Raw genomic sequence first — 16,496 nt, forward strand, 5'->3', positions numbered from 1 at the left:
TTAAAATGTAGATACTAGTAATTGTCAATTTATATGCCATTGAGTGGAAGTCTGACATATTTGCAAAGTTACAACAAACAAAATTTGCTGTCTAAAAAGTAATAAACATTGTCATGATAAACTTGTTTCAACATCTTAACTTATCGAAATTTAACCTTCATAAGAGTCTGAAATAAATTCAGATTGCCAAAAAATTCTCTTTTTAGACAACTTCTAAATTAATGGCTTTATTATAAAACAATTACTTTTCTTATTTCAGTATCCTATTTTTAGGGCGTTCCCAAAAAGGGTCGGGCTATTCGCTATATCTTTTTTACAAAAAGTAAAAAAGGATGCCGCTACTATCCCTAACGCAAAACAAAATCGACCTTATTTTTAATTTTCTCTTCTTTAATTTAAAAGTTTTATCAACACTAAAAAGTACTTATAAGACACTACTTATAAATAGTAGGTATCCGCATAAAATCAATATTTTCTCACATAAAACTATATCAATTTAGCAACTTTAATCTAAACCACTTAAAAAGAAACCTTTAAAAAACATATATTTACAATCATTAAATTATATAAAAGGATGAAAAATTCTTATCAAGTAAAAGTAAACGATACTTTCGATTTTAACATTGACGAACAAGCTGTAAAAAAACTAGACACTTTACAAGTTTCAGATTCCGAATTTCATGTTTTAGATAATCATCTATCGTACAAAACCGAAATTACAAACTCCAATTTTAATGAGAAATCGTATTCCGTAAAAGTGAATAACACGGTTTATGATGTGAACATTCATGATCATTTAGATACCCTTATTAAAGAAATGGGGTTCGAAATTGGCATCACAAAAGAAGTCAACGAAATTAAAGCGCCTATGCCCGGTTTAATATTAGATATTAATGTTTCTGTTGGTATGGAAGTTAAAGAACATGATACCCTTTTAATTTTAGAAGCCATGAAAATGGAAAACGCATTAACTTCTCCAAGAGCAGGAATTATAAAAACAATCTCTGTTACAAAAGGAGAAACTGTAGATAAAAATCAACTTTTAATAGAATTTGAATAAGTAAGAAATTTCTTCCTGCAAGGTTTTCAAAACCTTGTAGGTATTGACACATACGTTTACCATCTTTCATAAAACCAATAAATTTTATATGAAAAAACTTTTAATAGCAAACAGAGGAGAAATCGCCATTCGCGTTATGCGAACCGCAAAAAAAATGGGTATAAAAACCGTTGCTGTGTATTCTACTGCAGATAGAAATGCACCACATGTTCGGTTTGCAGACGAAGCTGTTTTAATAGGAGAAGCTCCTTCCAATCAATCTTATTTATTAGGAAATAAAATTATTGAAGTTGCTAAAAGCCTAAACGTAGATGCCATTCATCCTGGTTATGGTTTTTTATCTGAAAATGCCAATTTTGCGGAATCCTGCGAAAAGAATAACATCATTTTTATTGGACCAAAATCTAAAGCGATAAAAATAATGGGAAGTAAATTGGCGGCAAAAGAAGCTGTAAAAGCATACAATATTCCAATGGTTCCTGGAACGGAAGAAGCCATTACAGACATTCCGAAAGCTAAAATTATAGCGAAAGAAATAGGGTTTCCTATCCTTATTAAAGCATCTGCTGGTGGTGGTGGAAAGGGAATGCGTGTAGTAGAACACGAAATGGAATTCGAATCGCAAATGCAAAGAGCCATCAGCGAAGCGTTAAATGCTTTTGGTGATGGGTCCGTTTTTATAGAAAAATATGTTGCCTCACCAAGACATATCGAAATTCAGATAATGGCAGATACACTTGGCAATGTAGTACATCTTTTTGAACGTGATTGTAGTATTCAACGGCGTCATCAAAAAGTAATTGAAGAAGCTCCTTCTACTGTTTTGACTCCAGAATTACGTAAAAAGATGGGAGAAGCAGCCATTAAAGTTGCAAAATCTTGTGATTATGTGGGGGCTGGTACGGTTGAGTTTTTACTAGATGATAATCATCATTTCTACTTTCTAGAAATGAATACACGCTTGCAAGTAGAGCATCCGGTAACGGAACTCATTACAAATACAGATTTAGTAGAATTACAAATTCGTGTGGCTCGTGGTGAAGTATTACCAATTACACAAGAAAACTTAAAAATTCATGGACACGCTTTAGAGTTACGTGTCTATGCAGAAGATCCTTTAAATGATTTCTTACCAAGTGTGGGAAATTTAGAGGTTTACAAATTACCAGAAGGTAAAAACATTCGTGTAGATAATGGTTTTGAACAAGGCATGGACATTCCCATTTATTACGATCCCATGTTATCAAAATTAATCACCTACGGAAAAACAAGAGAAGAAGCTATTGAATTGATGATTACCGCTATTCAGAATTATCAAATAGAAGGTATTGAAACCACTTTGCCTTTCGGTAGTTTTGTCTGTGAACATGATGCTTTTCGTTCCGGAAATTTTAATACGCATTTTGTTAAAAAGTATTATTCTCCCGAAACTTTAAAAAGCAAGCAACAAGAAGAAGCTAAAATTGCAGCAATTATTGCCGTGAAAAAGTATTTAGAAGATCAGAAAATATTGAGGATCCCTGTTTCTATTAGCAGTAGTCAGTAGCAGTATTCAGTATTCAGTATTCAGTATTCAGTATTCAGTATTCAGTATTCAGTATTCGAAAAAATAAAATTTAGATGTGTAAATTATTATTTTACAAAAAAGTAATTCAAATAAAGTCAACAAACACAAAACACTAGCAGCAAAACCTTGCGCCTTTGCGTCTTTGCGAGAAAACAAATACAATAATGGAATCAAAAATAAAAATCCTTAACGACAAACTTGCTCAATCCTATTTAGGTGGTGGACAAGATAAAATTGACAAGCAACATCAAAAGAAAAAATTAACCGCAAGAGAGCGTGTTTTATATTTATTAGATGACGGCTCTTTTGAAGAGTTTGGCGCTTTAGTTACACACAGAACAAAAGAATTTGGTATGGAATATCAAGTTTATTATGGTGATGGCGTTGTAACTGGTTACGGAACTATCAGCGGAAGATTAACCTATATTTTTGCGCAAGATTTTACCGTTTTTGGTGGCTCTTTATCTGAAACTCATGCAGAGAAAATTTGCAAAATTATGGACTTGGCGCTGAAAGTTGGCGCTCCATTAATTGGTCTAAACGATTCTGGTGGTGCAAGAATTCAAGAAGGTGTTCGTTCTCTTGGTGGATATGCTGATATTTTTTACAAAAATGTGCAATCCTCGGGTATCATTCCGCAGTTATCTGCAATAATGGGACCTTGTGCTGGTGGTGCAGTGTATTCGCCGGCCATGACAGATTTTACCATTATGGTAGAGCACACCAGTTATATGTTTGTAACCGGACCGAGTGTAGTAAAAACGGTTACTAATGAAGAGGTAACAAGTGAAGAACTAGGTGGCGCAAGTACACATGCTACAAAATCTGGAGTGGCACACAAAACTTCTTCTAATGACGTAACTTGTTTAGAAGATATTAAAAAACTTTTAAGTTATCTACCTCAAAATAATAAAGAAACTCCTGCCCTATTACCTTTTAAATTACAAGATGAAATTAGAGAAGAACTTACTAGCATTGTTCCTTTAGACGCAAATAAGCCGTACGATATGCACAAAGTCATATCCGGAATTATAGATGAAGATTCTTTTTATGAAATCCATAAAGATTATGCTGAAAATATTATTGTTGGTTTTGCTAGATTAGGCGGAAGAAGTATTGGTATAGTTGCCAATCAGCCAAAAATTTTAGCAGGTGTATTAGATGTAAATAGTTCTAAAAAAGGTGCACGTTTTGTACGCTTTTGCGATGCTTTTAACATTCCGCTTTTAGTGCTTGAAGATGTTCCAGGATTTTTACCCGGAACCGACCAAGAATGGAATGGTATTATTGTACACGGAGCAAAATTACTCTACGCTTTTAGCGAAGCTACTGTGCCAAGAGTTACCGTAATTACACGTAAAGCATATGGTGGCGCGTACGATGTTATGAATTCTAAACATATTGGGGCAGACATGAATTTTGCATGGCCAGGTGCAGAAATTGCCGTTATGGGAGCTAAAGGAGCTGTCGAAATTATTTTTAAAAGAGAAATTAAATCGTCTGAAAACCCAGTAAAAAAATTAAAGGAAAAAGAAGCTGAGTATGCAGCACTTTTTACCAATCCATACAGCGCTGCACAACGTGGTTTTATAGATGAAGTAATTACACCAAAAGATACCCGAAGAAAGTTAATAAAAGCATTTTCTATGCTAGAAAATAAGGAGATAGTAAAACCAGATCGTAAGCACGGAAACATACCTTTATAAACCACAACTATTTAGCACAAAAAACAGCGGAATCATAAAAACCTAAATCGGATTTTGTAAATAAGAATCATGAACACTATTGCAAAACGCATCTCAGACTTTTTAAAGGACTTCCCTCCTTTTAACATGTTGCCAAAAGATGAATTATTGGCAATCAGTAAAGCTGTGGACATTCTTTATTTAGAAAAAGATTCCGATTTATTTATCACAGGAACACCCATAAAAAATCAATTTTACGTAGTAAAAGATGGTGCCATTGGTTTGTTTGAAGAAGAAACAAATACCTTAGTTGATGAATGCGATGAAGGTGATATTTTTGGTTTGCGCGCGCTCATACGTAAAGACAGTTACAAATTAACTGCAAAAGCCTTAGAGGAAAGTATTGTGTATAGTTTGTCTGCTGAATTATTTGAAAATTATATCACCACAAACTCAGAAGCGAGTGCTTTTTTAATGACGAGCTTTGTTTCTAACACACGTTATACAGAACCCAATTCTCAAAAACAACATCAATCTTCAGAGAAGATACAAGATTTTTTTGAAGAACAATCCATCGATTTTTCTAAAAACCCAATTCACTGTTCTCCAGAAACGAGCATAAAAGCGGCGGCAATTATTATGACGCACAAACGGGTTGGTTCTATCATTATTACCGAAAACAACAAACCTTTAGGCATTATTACCGATAAAGATTTACGGATTAAAATTGCTACAGGATTGGTTTCTATCGAAGAATCTGTTACTAAAATAATGTCTTCTCCTATAATTACATATCCAGAAAACATTACCGTTGCAGAAGCACAAATTGCCATGTTAAAATATAAAATTACGCATTTGTGTATTACCAAAGATGGCACACCAAATTCCGATTTAACAGGTATTTTATCTGAACATGATATTATTGTGGTAAGAGAAAATAATGCGTCTGCATTGGTAAAAGAAGTAAAACGAACCTCAACTCCCGAACAATTACATCAGATTAGAAAACGCGCAGAACAACTTTTAAAACGGTATATAAAACAGCAAATTCCTATTGCATTTGCAACAAAAATACTTTCTGCAATTAACGAAAGTATTACGCAAAAAATTATTGATCAAGCGATAAAAGAAATGCCAACCCCTCCTCCAACTGCTTTTGCCTGGTTAGCCATTGGAAGTCAAGGTAGAGAGGAACAACTACTATTAACAGATCAAGATAATGCACTCGTTTTTAATGATGTTGATGAAAATGAGTATAAAAAAACACAACAGTATTTTTTAACACTTGCCCAAAAAATAAATCAAAAATTAGAAATCGTTGGTTTCGAATTGTGTCCTGCAGAAATGATGGCTAGCAATCCTAAATGGTGTTTATCGGTTACTCAATGGGAACAGCAATTTAAAAAATGGATTACAACTCCAGATCAAGACAACTTAATGTTGTGTACTATTTTCTTTGATTTTGAATTTGTTTATGGTGATAAAAATTTAGTCAGCTCTTTAGCAGAAAGTATTTTTGAGTCTATAGAATCTCGTGATATTTTTTTAACTTATTTAGGTTTAAATGCTTTAAAAAATCCGCCTCCGTTAAGTTTCTTTAGACAATTTTTAGTAGAACGAGATGGAGAGCACAAAGATCAGTTTGATATTAAAGCGCGTGCAATGATGCCTTTGGTAGATGCTGCTCGTTTATTAATCTTATCAAAAAACATAAAAACACACAACAATACCATTGTTAGATATGAAAAATTAACTGAATTAGAACCACAAAATAAAGAGGTCTTTTTGGCTTGTTTAGAGGCATTTAAAAACCTTCTTTACTTTAGAACTCAACAAGGTTTACTGCATAACGATTCGGGTAGATTTATAGATTTACAAACATTAAGTAAAGCCAATCGTTTGGAATTAAAAAGCTGTTTTAAAGCCGTAAAAGAGGTGCAAGATTTAATTCAGACTCGATTTAAACTTTCTCAATTTTTGTAGTATGAGTTGGTTCAGAAAAAAAGTATACCCACCTTTTTGGAAATTCTATAAAGAATGTTTCAGAGGAAAACAAAACGCTGAATTTGAAAACATCCGTTTTGTAATTTTTGATACTGAAACAACAGGTTTAGACATCAAAAAAGACAGAATATTATCTATTGGAACCATCGCTGTTATTGATAAAACGATAAAAGTTTCTGACAATTTAGAGTGCTATCTTACACAAGATTTATTCAACACAGAAACGGTAAAGATTCATGGTATTCTAAAGCAAGGAACTATACATAAAGTAACTGAACAGGAAGGTATCATTCAATTTTTGGAGCATATTAAAAATGCTGTTTTAGTAGCACATCATGCCGCTTTTGATGTTGCCATGATAAACCAAGCTTTAAAGCGTTTAAACTTACCAAAACTAAAAAATAAAGTATTAGACACTGGGCATTTATTTGTAAAATCAAAATTAGATACTTCAAAAAAACATTTTAGTTTAGATGAATTATCACTTCGATTTAACATACCTCAACATGATAGACATACGGCCTCTGGAGATGCTTTTATTACCGCAATCTTATTTGTAAAACTGCTTTGTGTTTTAAAGAAAAAGAATACCGTTATTTCATTATCCTACTTGCAAAGAAGCAATGAAAGAATTGGACTTCTATAAAAAAGATATTCTAAGTTTAGCTTAAAAAAAAGGCAGCTCCAAATCTAATTTGGAGCCACCTACAAAAAAACTAACTTAACAATTAGCAAATTAGATTATATTTTTTTTAAAGTTTTTATAACGATTATAATGTTCTATATATAAATTTCTATTTTTTTTATGCTCTTTGTAAAAAAATAAATCACATTCCAAATCAATACACTCTGTTGGATTACCTAAAACATTTCTATACTCTAAAAGCCTATTTTGTATCATCTTATTATTCTCAATAAAAATAGAAAACTCGTTCCTTAAATTATTTTCCTTAAGACTATCCAGTTCAACATCATTACATTCACGTGATATTTCATTCAGATCTAACATCCATCTATTTACTTCATTTAGACTTCGATTTTGAATTATTTGGTTTTCAGATTGCTCATTATTTACCTGCATAATTATTCTTTATTTTGTTACACTTTCTTGTTGCACTACTTCTAATACCTTTAATTCTTTTACCCCTCCCGGAAAATCCCATAAAATAAAATCTCCTTTTGCATAGCCCAAAACGGCTGTTCCCATAGGTAATAATAAAGAAATTTTATTTTCTAAAATATTGCTTTTAGAAGGGACTACTAACTCAAAGGTTTTTTCCCATAAATCATCTAAAGAACTCACTGTTACCACAGAATTTAATCTTATAACATCTACAGGAATTTCTTTTTCCGCAACAATTTTAGTTACATTCCTTAATTCTTCTTGTAACTTAAAAATATGGCTCTTCACCGTTTTAGATACAACTACTTTGTTTAAATTCAAGAGTTTTTCTATAATTAAAAACTCGTTTTCTTCAATAATTAATTGACCATACTTCATTTTTTATAAATTTAATTCTATGGAAAAACACCACGATGTATATACGTTCTTTCTATTCTTTCTATTGCCAATACGTAGGCTGCGGAACGCATATCTATTTGTCTATTTTCAGCAACATTTAAAACTTTAACAAATACTTCTCTCATTTTTTTATTCAAACGTTCCATAATTTCATTCAATTCCCATAATTCACCATTTCTGTTTTGTAGCCATTCAAAATAACTACCAATAACTCCACCAGAATTACATAAAATATCAGGAATAATTGTAATTCCTCTTTCCTTTAAAATTTCTTCTGCTTCAACAGTTGTAGGCCCATTTGCTCCTTCAGCAATTAAAAAAGCTTTAATTTGATGTGCTTTTTCTTCTGTTATTTGATTTCCCAAAGCAGCAGGAATACAGATATCACACTCTAATCCGAAAAAATCTTCTTTATCAATATTTATTGAATTTGGAAAACCAACGATACTTCCATTATTCTCTTTGGTAAACGTTAATAAGCTTTCAACTTCTAACCCTCTTTTATTTACAATAGTGCCAAATGCATCTTGAACACCTACTAATTTAGCACCTTCTTTTTCTAAAAAATGTGCGGCCCAATAGCCAACATTTCCAAATCCCTGAACTATAAAAGTTTTATTTTTAAGCGCTATACTTTTCTGATTTGCCCAAAACTTAATCGTTAGAAAAACACCATAACCAGTAGCTCTATCTCTTCCTTCTAAACCTCCAGAACCAATTGGTTTTCCTGTAACTACATGCTGACTTCTAGATCTTTCAGATGGCGTCTTCGTAGACATATAAGTATCTGCTATCCAAGCCATGGTTTGTGAATTTGTATTTACGTCTGGTGCAGGTATATCGTGTTCCGGACCAATATTATCTCCTAAAGCATAGGTAAATCGCCTAGTAATACGTTCTAATTCTGAATTAGAGTACTTTTTTGGATCAAATTGAATTCCTCCTTTTGCCCCACCGTAAGGCAAACCTGCCAAAGAAGTTTTCCAAGTCATCCACATTGCCAATGCTTTTACGGCATCAATATCTATTGTTGGGTGATACCTTAAACCTCCCTTATATGGGCCAAGTGCATTATTATGTTGTACTCTATATCCTTTAAAAACTTCTACTTCTCCATTGTCCATTCTTACAGGAAAATGTATAATTAGTTCATTATTGGTTACACTTAATATCTTTTTTATATTCGGATTTAAGTTTACTAATTCCGCAGCATTTTCAAACTGCTTCATTACGTTTTCTAACATGCCTTGTTTAGGCTGTTTTTTTTGTTTTAATTCTTTTGTTAAAGTCGCCATAATTAAATAATTTCAAACTCTCTTTCACTTTCTGTGAAACTAAAGTTTGGCGTTAAAATAGGTGTAGAATTGGTTTTTATAAAACTCCTTTTTTCATACTCGCTACATGACCAAATAAAACTTTTATTTGATGTTAAACTGCAATCACTTGTGTGCAGGCAAGTAGTACATAAACTATTACAATTCATTTTCATAATTATATTTTTAATTACGATTACCTATTTGCAAGCCATGTGCCATATTTTTCAAACAAACACAAAAAGAACATCAACCACCTATATATAAGCAACTTATACAAAATCTACTTATATAACAAAAAATAACAGCTGAGGAATAATTCCCCAGCTGCTACTATTTTACTCGTTTTTAAAAATGACTTATTTTAATTTCTCTCGAAGTGTTTTTCTATCAATTTGAAGAATTTCTGCTGCTTTTGTTTTGTTGTTATTGGTAGCTTGCAATACTTTTAAAATATAGGTTTTCTCAAACTCTTTTAAAGACAACAATTTGTTTGTTTTAGAAAAATCGATTTGATACTTTATATGCTCTGGTAAATGTTCTACATCTACAAACCTATCAGACATAATAATAGCTCTTTGTATTACATTTTCTAACTCTCTAATATTTCCAGGCCAATTATAATTTATCAACACTTCTAAAGCCTCTGGTGTCATCTTTAAAAATCGGTCTTTGTACTCTATTCCGTATTTAAATAAAAATTTATCTACTAATAAAGGAATGTCTGAACTTCTTTCTAATAACGTTGGTACATTAATTTCTACAACTGTTAATCTGTAATATAAATCTTCTCTAAACCGTTTTTTTTCGATTAAATCTTTTAGGTCAATATTGGTAGCTGCAATTACTCTAACATCAATTTTTTCTGCTTTTTGAGAACCAACTCGTACCACTTCCTTTTCTTGTAAAACACGTAATAATCTTAATTGGGTTGCTAAGGATGCGTTACCAATTTCATCTAAAAAAATAGTTCCATTATTTGCCGCTTGAAAAAAACCTTTTCTATCTTTTTCTGCCCCTGTAAATGCTCCCTTTACATAACCAAACAATTCTGATTCTAACAAGTTTTCTGGTATTGCACCACAGTTTACCACTATAAAAGGTGCTGAGGAATATTTACCCATATAATGTATAGAACGCGCTACCAACTCTTTTCCTGTTCCGCTTTCTCCATGAATAAAAACCGTTGCTTTATTATTTTTTAAACGCTCTATAACGTCTGTAACTTTTTTCATTGCAGTTGATGCACCTATTAATTCTCCATAAGGTTTATTTGTTGCTACTTCTTTTTCTTTGGTAATTTTATCACCTTTAGGTTTCATTTCTAAAGATTTTAAAATTGCCGTTTTTAGTTCTTCTTTTGTAAAAGGCTTTGTAATATAATCTGCAGCACCAGACTTCATAACCTCTAAAGCACCTTGTATAGAAGGGAAACCTGTAACCACCAATTTTGGTATTTTAGGATAATGTGCAGACGCATATTTAATTAACTCCAATCCGTCTACTCCGGGCATTTGCAAGTCTGTAATTAATAAATCTATAGAGGTATCTTTTAAAATCTCTAAAGCTTCTTTTACAGAAATTGCTTTGTAAGTATGGTAATTTAAGGACTGTAAATGTCTTTGTATGAGTTCTAAAATAAGAACATCATCATCTACAATTAGTATATTTTCTTTGTTTAGCATCTTTTAACTTTTAGGAAAACTAACAACAAAAATAGTACCTTTTGGCGAGTTTGGTTGATGAATTATGGTCCCTTTATGACTTTTAATAATTCCATGTACAACACTTAAACCTAAACCAGAACCATCTCCAATAGGTTTGGTAGTAAAAAAAGGATTAAAGATATTTTCTGAATTAACGGATTGAATTCCTTCTCCTTCATCAGAAATTCTGATTTGAATCTTTTTTGAATTCTCTAAAACATCAATGTTGATTTTCCCTTTAACTGGTGAAAAATAAATAGCATTGATAACCAAATTAAAAATTACTTGGGTTAACTGAATTCTATCAACTTTTAAGTAAATTTCATCACTAGAAAAAGTAATAGTACATTGAATGTTTTTTTTCTTAAAATTAGGATTCAACAAACTAATAGCCTCGTTAATAATTAAATTGATATTTACAGAAGTCATTTGCTGAGGCATTTCGCAAGAAAAAAACATTAATTTCTTTACCACCTCTCTAGAATAAATAGCACTATTAATTATTTTTTTTAAATCTTCACTTGCTACTTTATCGTCTTTATATTGTTCTTTTAACAATTCTGCAAAGCCCAAAATATTTGCTAAAGGCGTATTTAATTCATGTGCAATTCCTGCAGTAATTTCTCCTAAAATAGTAAGCCTTCCTGCTCTTTCAATTTGTCTTTTAGCAATTTCCTCTTTTTCAATTATCTGCTTTCGTTCTAAAAAGTCCCCAATTTCAGTAGCTATTTTATGCAACAATAATTTTTCTTCTTCTAAAAAAGAATTTTCAGAAAACTTTTGTTTTGAATACCCTACCGTTAAAGATCCTTTAATTTTACCAAAAGCCTTAACGGCTGAAATAATAAAAATAGCATCTTGTATTTTTCTTCCTTCTACAAAAACAAAATCTTCAATTCTAATTTCTACAAATGCTTCTTCCGGAAATCTTATGGCCTCCTTTACACTTGCTGCAATTTCCTTAAAAAGTGTGTTTATATCACTAAAATTATTATTACGAATTAAAGAGCTAACTTTATACAAACAAGTTAGCTCTTTAATACGCTCTTTTAATTTATCTTCAATAGTAATATGAATTCCCATCAAAAATTATCTTTTTTACAATCGATTCTCAATAATACCTTTTACTACTTCTGGGTTTAAAAGTGTACTTGTATCTCCTAAATTATCCATTTCATTACAAGCTATTTTACGTAAAATACGTCTCATAATTTTACCAGAACGTGTTTTTGGCAATCCTTCTGTAAACTGAATTTTATCTAGTTTTGCAATAGGCCCAATTCTATCTGTTATCAATTGATTAATTTCCTTCTGTAAATTAGCATGATCTCTATATTCACCGGCATCTTTTAAGGTAATATACCCATACAATGCACTTCCTTTTATATCATGAGGGAAACCAACAATAGCAGATTCTGCAATTGCAGGATGTTCATTAATAGCATCTTCTATTGGTGCAGTACCTAAATTGTGTCCAGATACAATAATTACATCATCTACTCTACCCGTAATTCTATAATATCCAACCTCATCTCTAAGTGCTCCATCACCCGTAAAATACATGTCTTTATAGGCAGAAAAATAGGTTTCCTTATAACGTTGGTGATCTCCCCAGATAGTTCTAGCAATACTTGGCCAAGGATATTTTATACACAACCTTCCTTCTACTTGATTCCCTTTTAATTCACCTCCGTCTTCATCCATTATAGCTGGTTGAATTCCTATAAAAGGTAATGTTGCATACGTTGGTCTTGTTGGTGTTACGTAAGGGATAGGCGTAATCATAATTCCTCCTGTTTCTGTTTGCCACCAAGAATCTATAATAGGACTTTTTCCTTTCCCTACATTATCATTATACCAGTGCCAAGCTTCCTCATTAATTGGTTCTCCTACAGATCCTAGCACTTTTAAAGATGATAAATCGTATTTTTCTATCAATGCTGTTCCTTGTTTTGCCAATGCTCTTATGGCGGTTGGAGCGGTATAAAATTGACTCACTTTATGTTTATCTACAATATCCCAAAAACGTCCAAAATCTGGATAACTTGGTACACCTTCAAACAATAGCGTGGTTGCTCCGTTTGCTAACGGGCCATACACAATATAAGAATGGCCAGTAATCCAACCAATATCGGCAGTACACCAATACACATCGTTTTCTCTATATTGAAATGCATTTTTAAAAGTATATGCTGTATACACCATATATCCTGCAGTTGTATGTACCATTCCTTTTGGTTTTCCTGTAGAACCAGAAGTGTACAAAATAAATAACGGATCTTCTGCGTCCATAATTTCTGCACTGCACTCTTTAGATGCTTCATCTAACAAAGGTTGTAGCCATTTATCTCTTCCTTCTTTCATGTTGATAGCTGCATTGGTTCTTTTTGCAACCAAAACATTATTAACTCCCGGACATTTTTCTAAAGCTTCATCTACAATTCCTTTTAAATCGATAGATTTTTTCCCTCGATAAGAACCATCTGCAGTAATTACCATTTTACAGTCAGAATCATTAATTCTTGTTGATAATGCGGTAGATGAAAAACCTGCAAAAACTACAGAATGAATTGCCCCAATTCTAGCACATGCCAATAAAGAAATTGCTAATTCTGGAATCATAGGAACATAAATACAAACTCTATCTCCTTTTTGAACTCCGTGTTCTTTTAAAACATTGGCAAATTGATTGACTCTTTCAGACAATTGTTTGTAGCTAATATGTTCTGCGGGCTCATTTGGATCATTCGGTTCAAATAAAATAGCCGTTTTGTCTGATCTCGTAGCCAAATGCCTATCAATACAGTTTTCTGTAATATTTAATTTTGCCCCTTCAAACCATTTAATTTCTGGTTTAGAAAAATCCCAATCTAAAACATTATCCCATTTTTTTCTCCATAAAAAATGCTCTTCCGCTATTTCTTCCCAAAATACTTCTGGCTCTCTAATAGATTTTCTATAGACTTTAAAGTATTCTTCTAAGTGTTTTATGTGGTAATTACTCATAATATTTTTATTTAATTTTTATAAGGCATTTTACTATTAATGCCAAGTGAAACAAGTTGGTTTTATATACTTTCTTTACTTATGAATACCTATATGATGCTTCTGGTAAACACTTTTTATTTCGTTTATAATTGCGATATCATCAATTGTTGAGGGTACATTATACTGCAGGTCATCTGCAATATTTCGTAACAATTTACGAAGAATTTTTCCACTTCTAGTTTTTGGCAAGCGATTAACAACTAATACATCTCTAAAAGAAGCCACTGCACCAATTTCATGACGCACATCTTTTAAAATTTCTTTCTGAATTTTTTCTTCATTATAATCGTCACCCGATTTTAAAACCACTAAACCTAGAGGTTTCTGACCTTTTAAATCACAATGCACTCCAAAAACAGCACATTCTGCTACTGCTTTATGAGAAGCTACAACTTCTTCCATTTCTGCGGTAGACAATCGGTGTCCGGCAACGTTTATAATATCATCTACTCTCCCTGTTATAAAAACATAACCATCTTCATCTTTGTATCCTCCATCACCAGAGAAATAATATCCTGGAAAACGATTTAAATAACCCGCTTTAAAACGTTCTGGATTGCCCCAAAGATTCATTAAAGTTCCGGGAGGTAAAGGCAATTTCACGGCAACAAAACCTTCTACACTAGAAGCAACTTCTTCTCCCTCTTCATTTAAAATTCGAATATCATAACCACAAACCGGAAAACTTGCAGATCCGGGTTTTACTTCCTGCAAGGCTACACCCACCATATTTGCCACCATAGGCCAACCACTTTCTGTTTGCCACCAATGGTCTATCACCGGAACTTTTAAATGCTCTTTAGTCCAAGTTAAGGTCGCTACATCACAGCGTTCTCCTGCCAAAAATTGATATTTTAAACTCGATAAATCATATTTTTTAATCATCCTTCCGTTAGGATCTTCTTTTTTAATTGCTCTAATTGCCGTTGGAGCAGTAAACATCACTTTAACATTATGCTCACTAATTACGCGCCAAAAAGTAGAAGCATCTGGAGTTCTAATAGGTTTTCCTTCAAAAAGAATGGTTGTATTTCTATTTAATAAAGGTGCATACACAATATAACTATGCCCTACAACCCAACCAACATCACTTGCTGCCCAAAATACATCTCCTTTCTTAACACCATAAATATATTTCATAGAAAATTTTAAAGCAGTTGCATAACCACCAGTATCTCTAATAATTCCTTTTGGTTTCCCTGTCGTTCCCGAAGTATATAGAATGTAAGACGGATCTGTAGATGCCAAAGAAACAGCTTCAATAGAAGGAGATTTTTCAACCAAATCAATATAGTCTACATCGTAGCCTTTCTTTGGTACTTCTACCCCTAATTCTCTATCGAAAACAATTACCTTTTCTGGTTTATTTTGAGATTTCTCTATTGCTTCATCTACATAAGGTTTATACGGAATTATCTTTTCTATTTCTACACCACTAGACGCAGTAATAATCACTTTTGGTTTACAATCATCTATTCTGATGGCCAACTCATGTGGAGCAAAACCACCAAATACCACAGAATGAATAACACCTATCCGAACACAAGCCAACATAGCGAATAAAGCTTGCGGAATCATAGGCATATAAATAATACATGTATCCCCTTTTTTTAAACCTAAATCTTGCAATCCACCAGCGAGTTTAGAAACTTCGTGATGTAATTGATGAAAGGTAATATGTTGTTTTGTATTGGTTACTGGGGAGTCATAAATAATGGCATTTTGATCTCCAAAACCATCTTTAATATGTTTGTCTATGCACAAATAACTTAAATTAAGTTCGCCATCTGCAAACCATTGATGGTAGTTATAGGCATCTTTTGATAAAATAGTTGTTGGTGTTTTAAACCAATCTAATTTATTTGCATGCTTGCTCCAGAATTTTTCTGGCTGAAGAATACTTTTTTGATAAAATTCTTGGTATTTCATGATCTCGCTTTTTTAGAATTAAATAAGCCAAACCAATTAGGGTTTAATATTTTAAGTTTTATAAGTGCCCAAATAATAGTTACAAAAGAAAGACCTAAAACTACAGATAGTATAGGATCTATATTTCCACTATTTTCAAACTTAAACCTAAAATACAAGGTACTGATTGCATAAATGCTGATAAAAACATCTGATGCAAGTGCATTCAATTGATATTTCATGTCTTTAAATTTTAATTAAACATTGTTTGTTTGCACACAAAATCAATATTTAATAGCGATAAAGACTATCTTTTAAGCTAAAAGTTCCAATATTTCTGAAACTAGTTTTTTTACTGAAAAAGGTTTTGTTAAATACTTATCTGCTCCAAGTTTTAAACCTTTTTCAACGTCTGAAGCTTTATTTTTTGCAGTTAAAAAGACCACTTTGGTATCTTTTAAACTTTTATTTTTTTTGATCTCTTGTAAGGTTTGATAACCATCTACATTCGGCATCATAATATCTAACAAAACGATGTTAGGTACTTGATGTTTTAATATCTCTAAAGCTTCACTCCCATCTCTTGCAATAAACACTTCAAAATCTTGTTTTTTAAAAGCGTATTCTAACAACATTACAATATTGGGCTCATCGTCAACAATTAAAATTCTATTCTTCATACT

General features: G+C 32.2%; 14 protein-coding genes. 5 read left to right on the forward strand and 9 right to left on the reverse strand.

All coding sequences use genetic code 11. The features are described 5' to 3' along the window. Positions 1-574: 574 nt before the first annotated feature. From MPF19_RS05545 to MPF19_RS05565, 5 genes are all read left to right on the forward strand, one after another. Positions 575-1,060, forward strand: coding sequence for an acyl-CoA carboxylase biotin carboxyl carrier protein subunit (locus MPF19_RS05545; protein WP_249987127.1), 486 nt, complete (start codon positions 575-577; stop codon positions 1,058-1,060). Between the two features lie 88 nt (positions 1,061-1,148). After that, the gene (gene accC / locus MPF19_RS05550) at positions 1,149-2,606 is read left to right on the forward strand and encodes an acetyl-CoA carboxylase biotin carboxylase subunit (RefSeq protein ID WP_249987128.1); all 1,458 of its coding nucleotides are present in this window, start codon (positions 1,149-1,151) and stop codon (positions 2,604-2,606) included. Between the two features lie 185 nt (positions 2,607-2,791). Continuing rightward, entirely contained in the window at positions 2,792-4,333 is a 1,542-nt protein-coding gene (locus MPF19_RS05555; RefSeq protein ID WP_249987129.1) for an acyl-CoA carboxylase subunit beta, read from the forward strand. A 69-nt stretch (positions 4,334-4,402) separates the two neighbouring features. Then, on the forward strand, positions 4,403-6,295 hold the full coding sequence (locus MPF19_RS05560) for a DUF294 nucleotidyltransferase-like domain-containing protein (protein WP_249987130.1): 1,893 nt from the start codon (positions 4,403-4,405) through the stop codon (positions 6,293-6,295). Between the two features lies 1 nt (position 6,296). Beyond that, a complete protein-coding gene (locus tag MPF19_RS05565) occupies positions 6,297-6,962 on the forward strand; it encodes a 3'-5' exonuclease (protein WP_249987131.1) in 666 nt (221 codons plus the stop codon). A 90-nt stretch (positions 6,963-7,052) separates the two neighbouring features. On the opposite strand, the gene MPF19_RS05570 is transcribed toward MPF19_RS05565, so the two are convergent. From MPF19_RS05570 to MPF19_RS05610, 9 genes are all read right to left on the reverse strand, one after another. Further along, entirely contained in the window at positions 7,053-7,397 is a 345-nt protein-coding gene (locus tag MPF19_RS05570; RefSeq protein WP_249987132.1) for a hypothetical protein, read from the reverse strand. 9 nt (positions 7,398-7,406) lie between these two features. Next, positions 7,407-7,817 carry a GreA/GreB family elongation factor gene (locus MPF19_RS05575; RefSeq protein ID WP_249987133.1) on the reverse strand — a complete coding sequence of 137 codons (411 nt, stop codon included), beginning with the start codon at positions 7,815-7,817 and terminating at the stop codon, positions 7,407-7,409. 17 nt (positions 7,818-7,834) lie between these two features. Beyond that, complete coding sequence (locus tag MPF19_RS05580; RefSeq protein ID WP_249987134.1) at positions 7,835-9,133, reverse strand: Glu/Leu/Phe/Val family dehydrogenase; 1,299 nt, start codon at positions 9,131-9,133, stop codon at positions 7,835-7,837. 377 nt (positions 9,134-9,510) lie between these two features. After that, complete coding sequence (locus MPF19_RS05585) at positions 9,511-10,836, reverse strand: sigma-54-dependent transcriptional regulator (RefSeq protein WP_249987135.1); 1,326 nt, start codon at positions 10,834-10,836, stop codon at positions 9,511-9,513. A 3-nt stretch (positions 10,837-10,839) separates the two neighbouring features. After that, positions 10,840-11,940, reverse strand: a complete 1,101-nt coding sequence (locus MPF19_RS05590; RefSeq protein WP_249987136.1) for a sensor histidine kinase — start codon at positions 11,938-11,940, stop codon at positions 10,840-10,842. Between the two features lie 15 nt (positions 11,941-11,955). Next, entirely contained in the window at positions 11,956-13,863 is a 1,908-nt protein-coding gene (gene acs, locus MPF19_RS05595; RefSeq protein WP_249987137.1) for an acetate--CoA ligase, read from the reverse strand. A gap of 75 nt (positions 13,864-13,938) precedes the next feature. Further along, positions 13,939-15,834: an acetate--CoA ligase gene (locus tag MPF19_RS05600; RefSeq protein ID WP_249987138.1), complete on the reverse strand. Its 1,896-nt coding sequence runs from the start codon at positions 15,832-15,834 to the stop codon at positions 13,939-13,941. Further along, entirely contained in the window at positions 15,831-16,055 is a 225-nt protein-coding gene (locus tag MPF19_RS05605) for a hypothetical protein (RefSeq protein WP_203394686.1), read from the reverse strand. The genes MPF19_RS05600 and MPF19_RS05605 overlap by 4 nt, the downstream gene beginning before the upstream one ends. Before the next feature lie 72 nt (positions 16,056-16,127). Continuing rightward, entirely contained in the window at positions 16,128-16,493 is a 366-nt protein-coding gene (locus MPF19_RS05610) for a response regulator transcription factor (RefSeq protein WP_249987139.1), read from the reverse strand. Positions 16,494-16,496: the final 3 nt, after the last annotated feature.

Source organism: Polaribacter sp. Z014, from assembly GCF_023555435.1.
Taxonomy (GTDB): domain Bacteria; phylum Bacteroidota; class Bacteroidia; order Flavobacteriales; family Flavobacteriaceae; genus Polaribacter.

What these genes read in the sequence shown, in the direction of transcription:
- MPF19_RS05545 (WP_249987127.1), top strand. Translation starts at nt 575, where the DNA reads ATGAAAAATTCTTATCAAGTAAAAGTAAACGATACTTTCGATTTTAAC.
- accC (WP_249987128.1), top strand. Translation starts at nt 1,149, where the DNA reads ATGAAAAAACTTTTAATAGCAAACAGAGGAGAAATCGCCATTCGCGTT.
- MPF19_RS05555 (WP_249987129.1), top strand. Translation starts at nt 2,792, where the DNA reads ATGGAATCAAAAATAAAAATCCTTAACGACAAACTTGCTCAATCCTAT.
- MPF19_RS05560 (WP_249987130.1), top strand. Translation starts at nt 4,403, where the DNA reads ATGAACACTATTGCAAAACGCATCTCAGACTTTTTAAAGGACTTCCCT.
- MPF19_RS05565 (WP_249987131.1), top strand. Translation starts at nt 6,297, where the DNA reads ATGAGTTGGTTCAGAAAAAAAGTATACCCACCTTTTTGGAAATTCTAT.
- MPF19_RS05570 (WP_249987132.1), bottom strand. Translation starts at nt 7,397, where the DNA reads ATGCAGGTAAATAATGAGCAATCTGAAAACCAAATAATTCAAAATCGA.
- MPF19_RS05575 (WP_249987133.1), bottom strand. Translation starts at nt 7,817, where the DNA reads ATGAAGTATGGTCAATTAATTATTGAAGAAAACGAGTTTTTAATTATA.
- MPF19_RS05580 (WP_249987134.1), bottom strand. Translation starts at nt 9,133, where the DNA reads ATGGCGACTTTAACAAAAGAATTAAAACAAAAAAAACAGCCTAAACAA.
- MPF19_RS05585 (WP_249987135.1), bottom strand. Translation starts at nt 10,836, where the DNA reads ATGCTAAACAAAGAAAATATACTAATTGTAGATGATGATGTTCTTATT.
- MPF19_RS05590 (WP_249987136.1), bottom strand. Translation starts at nt 11,940, where the DNA reads ATGGGAATTCATATTACTATTGAAGATAAATTAAAAGAGCGTATTAAA.
- acs (WP_249987137.1), bottom strand. Translation starts at nt 13,863, where the DNA reads ATGAGTAATTACCACATAAAACACTTAGAAGAATACTTTAAAGTCTAT.
- MPF19_RS05600 (WP_249987138.1), bottom strand. Translation starts at nt 15,834, where the DNA reads ATGAAATACCAAGAATTTTATCAAAAAAGTATTCTTCAGCCAGAAAAA.
- MPF19_RS05605 (WP_203394686.1), bottom strand. Translation starts at nt 16,055, where the DNA reads ATGAAATATCAATTGAATGCACTTGCATCAGATGTTTTTATCAGCATT.
- MPF19_RS05610 (WP_249987139.1), bottom strand. Translation starts at nt 16,493, where the DNA reads ATGAAGAATAGAATTTTAATTGTTGACGATGAGCCCAATATTGTAATG.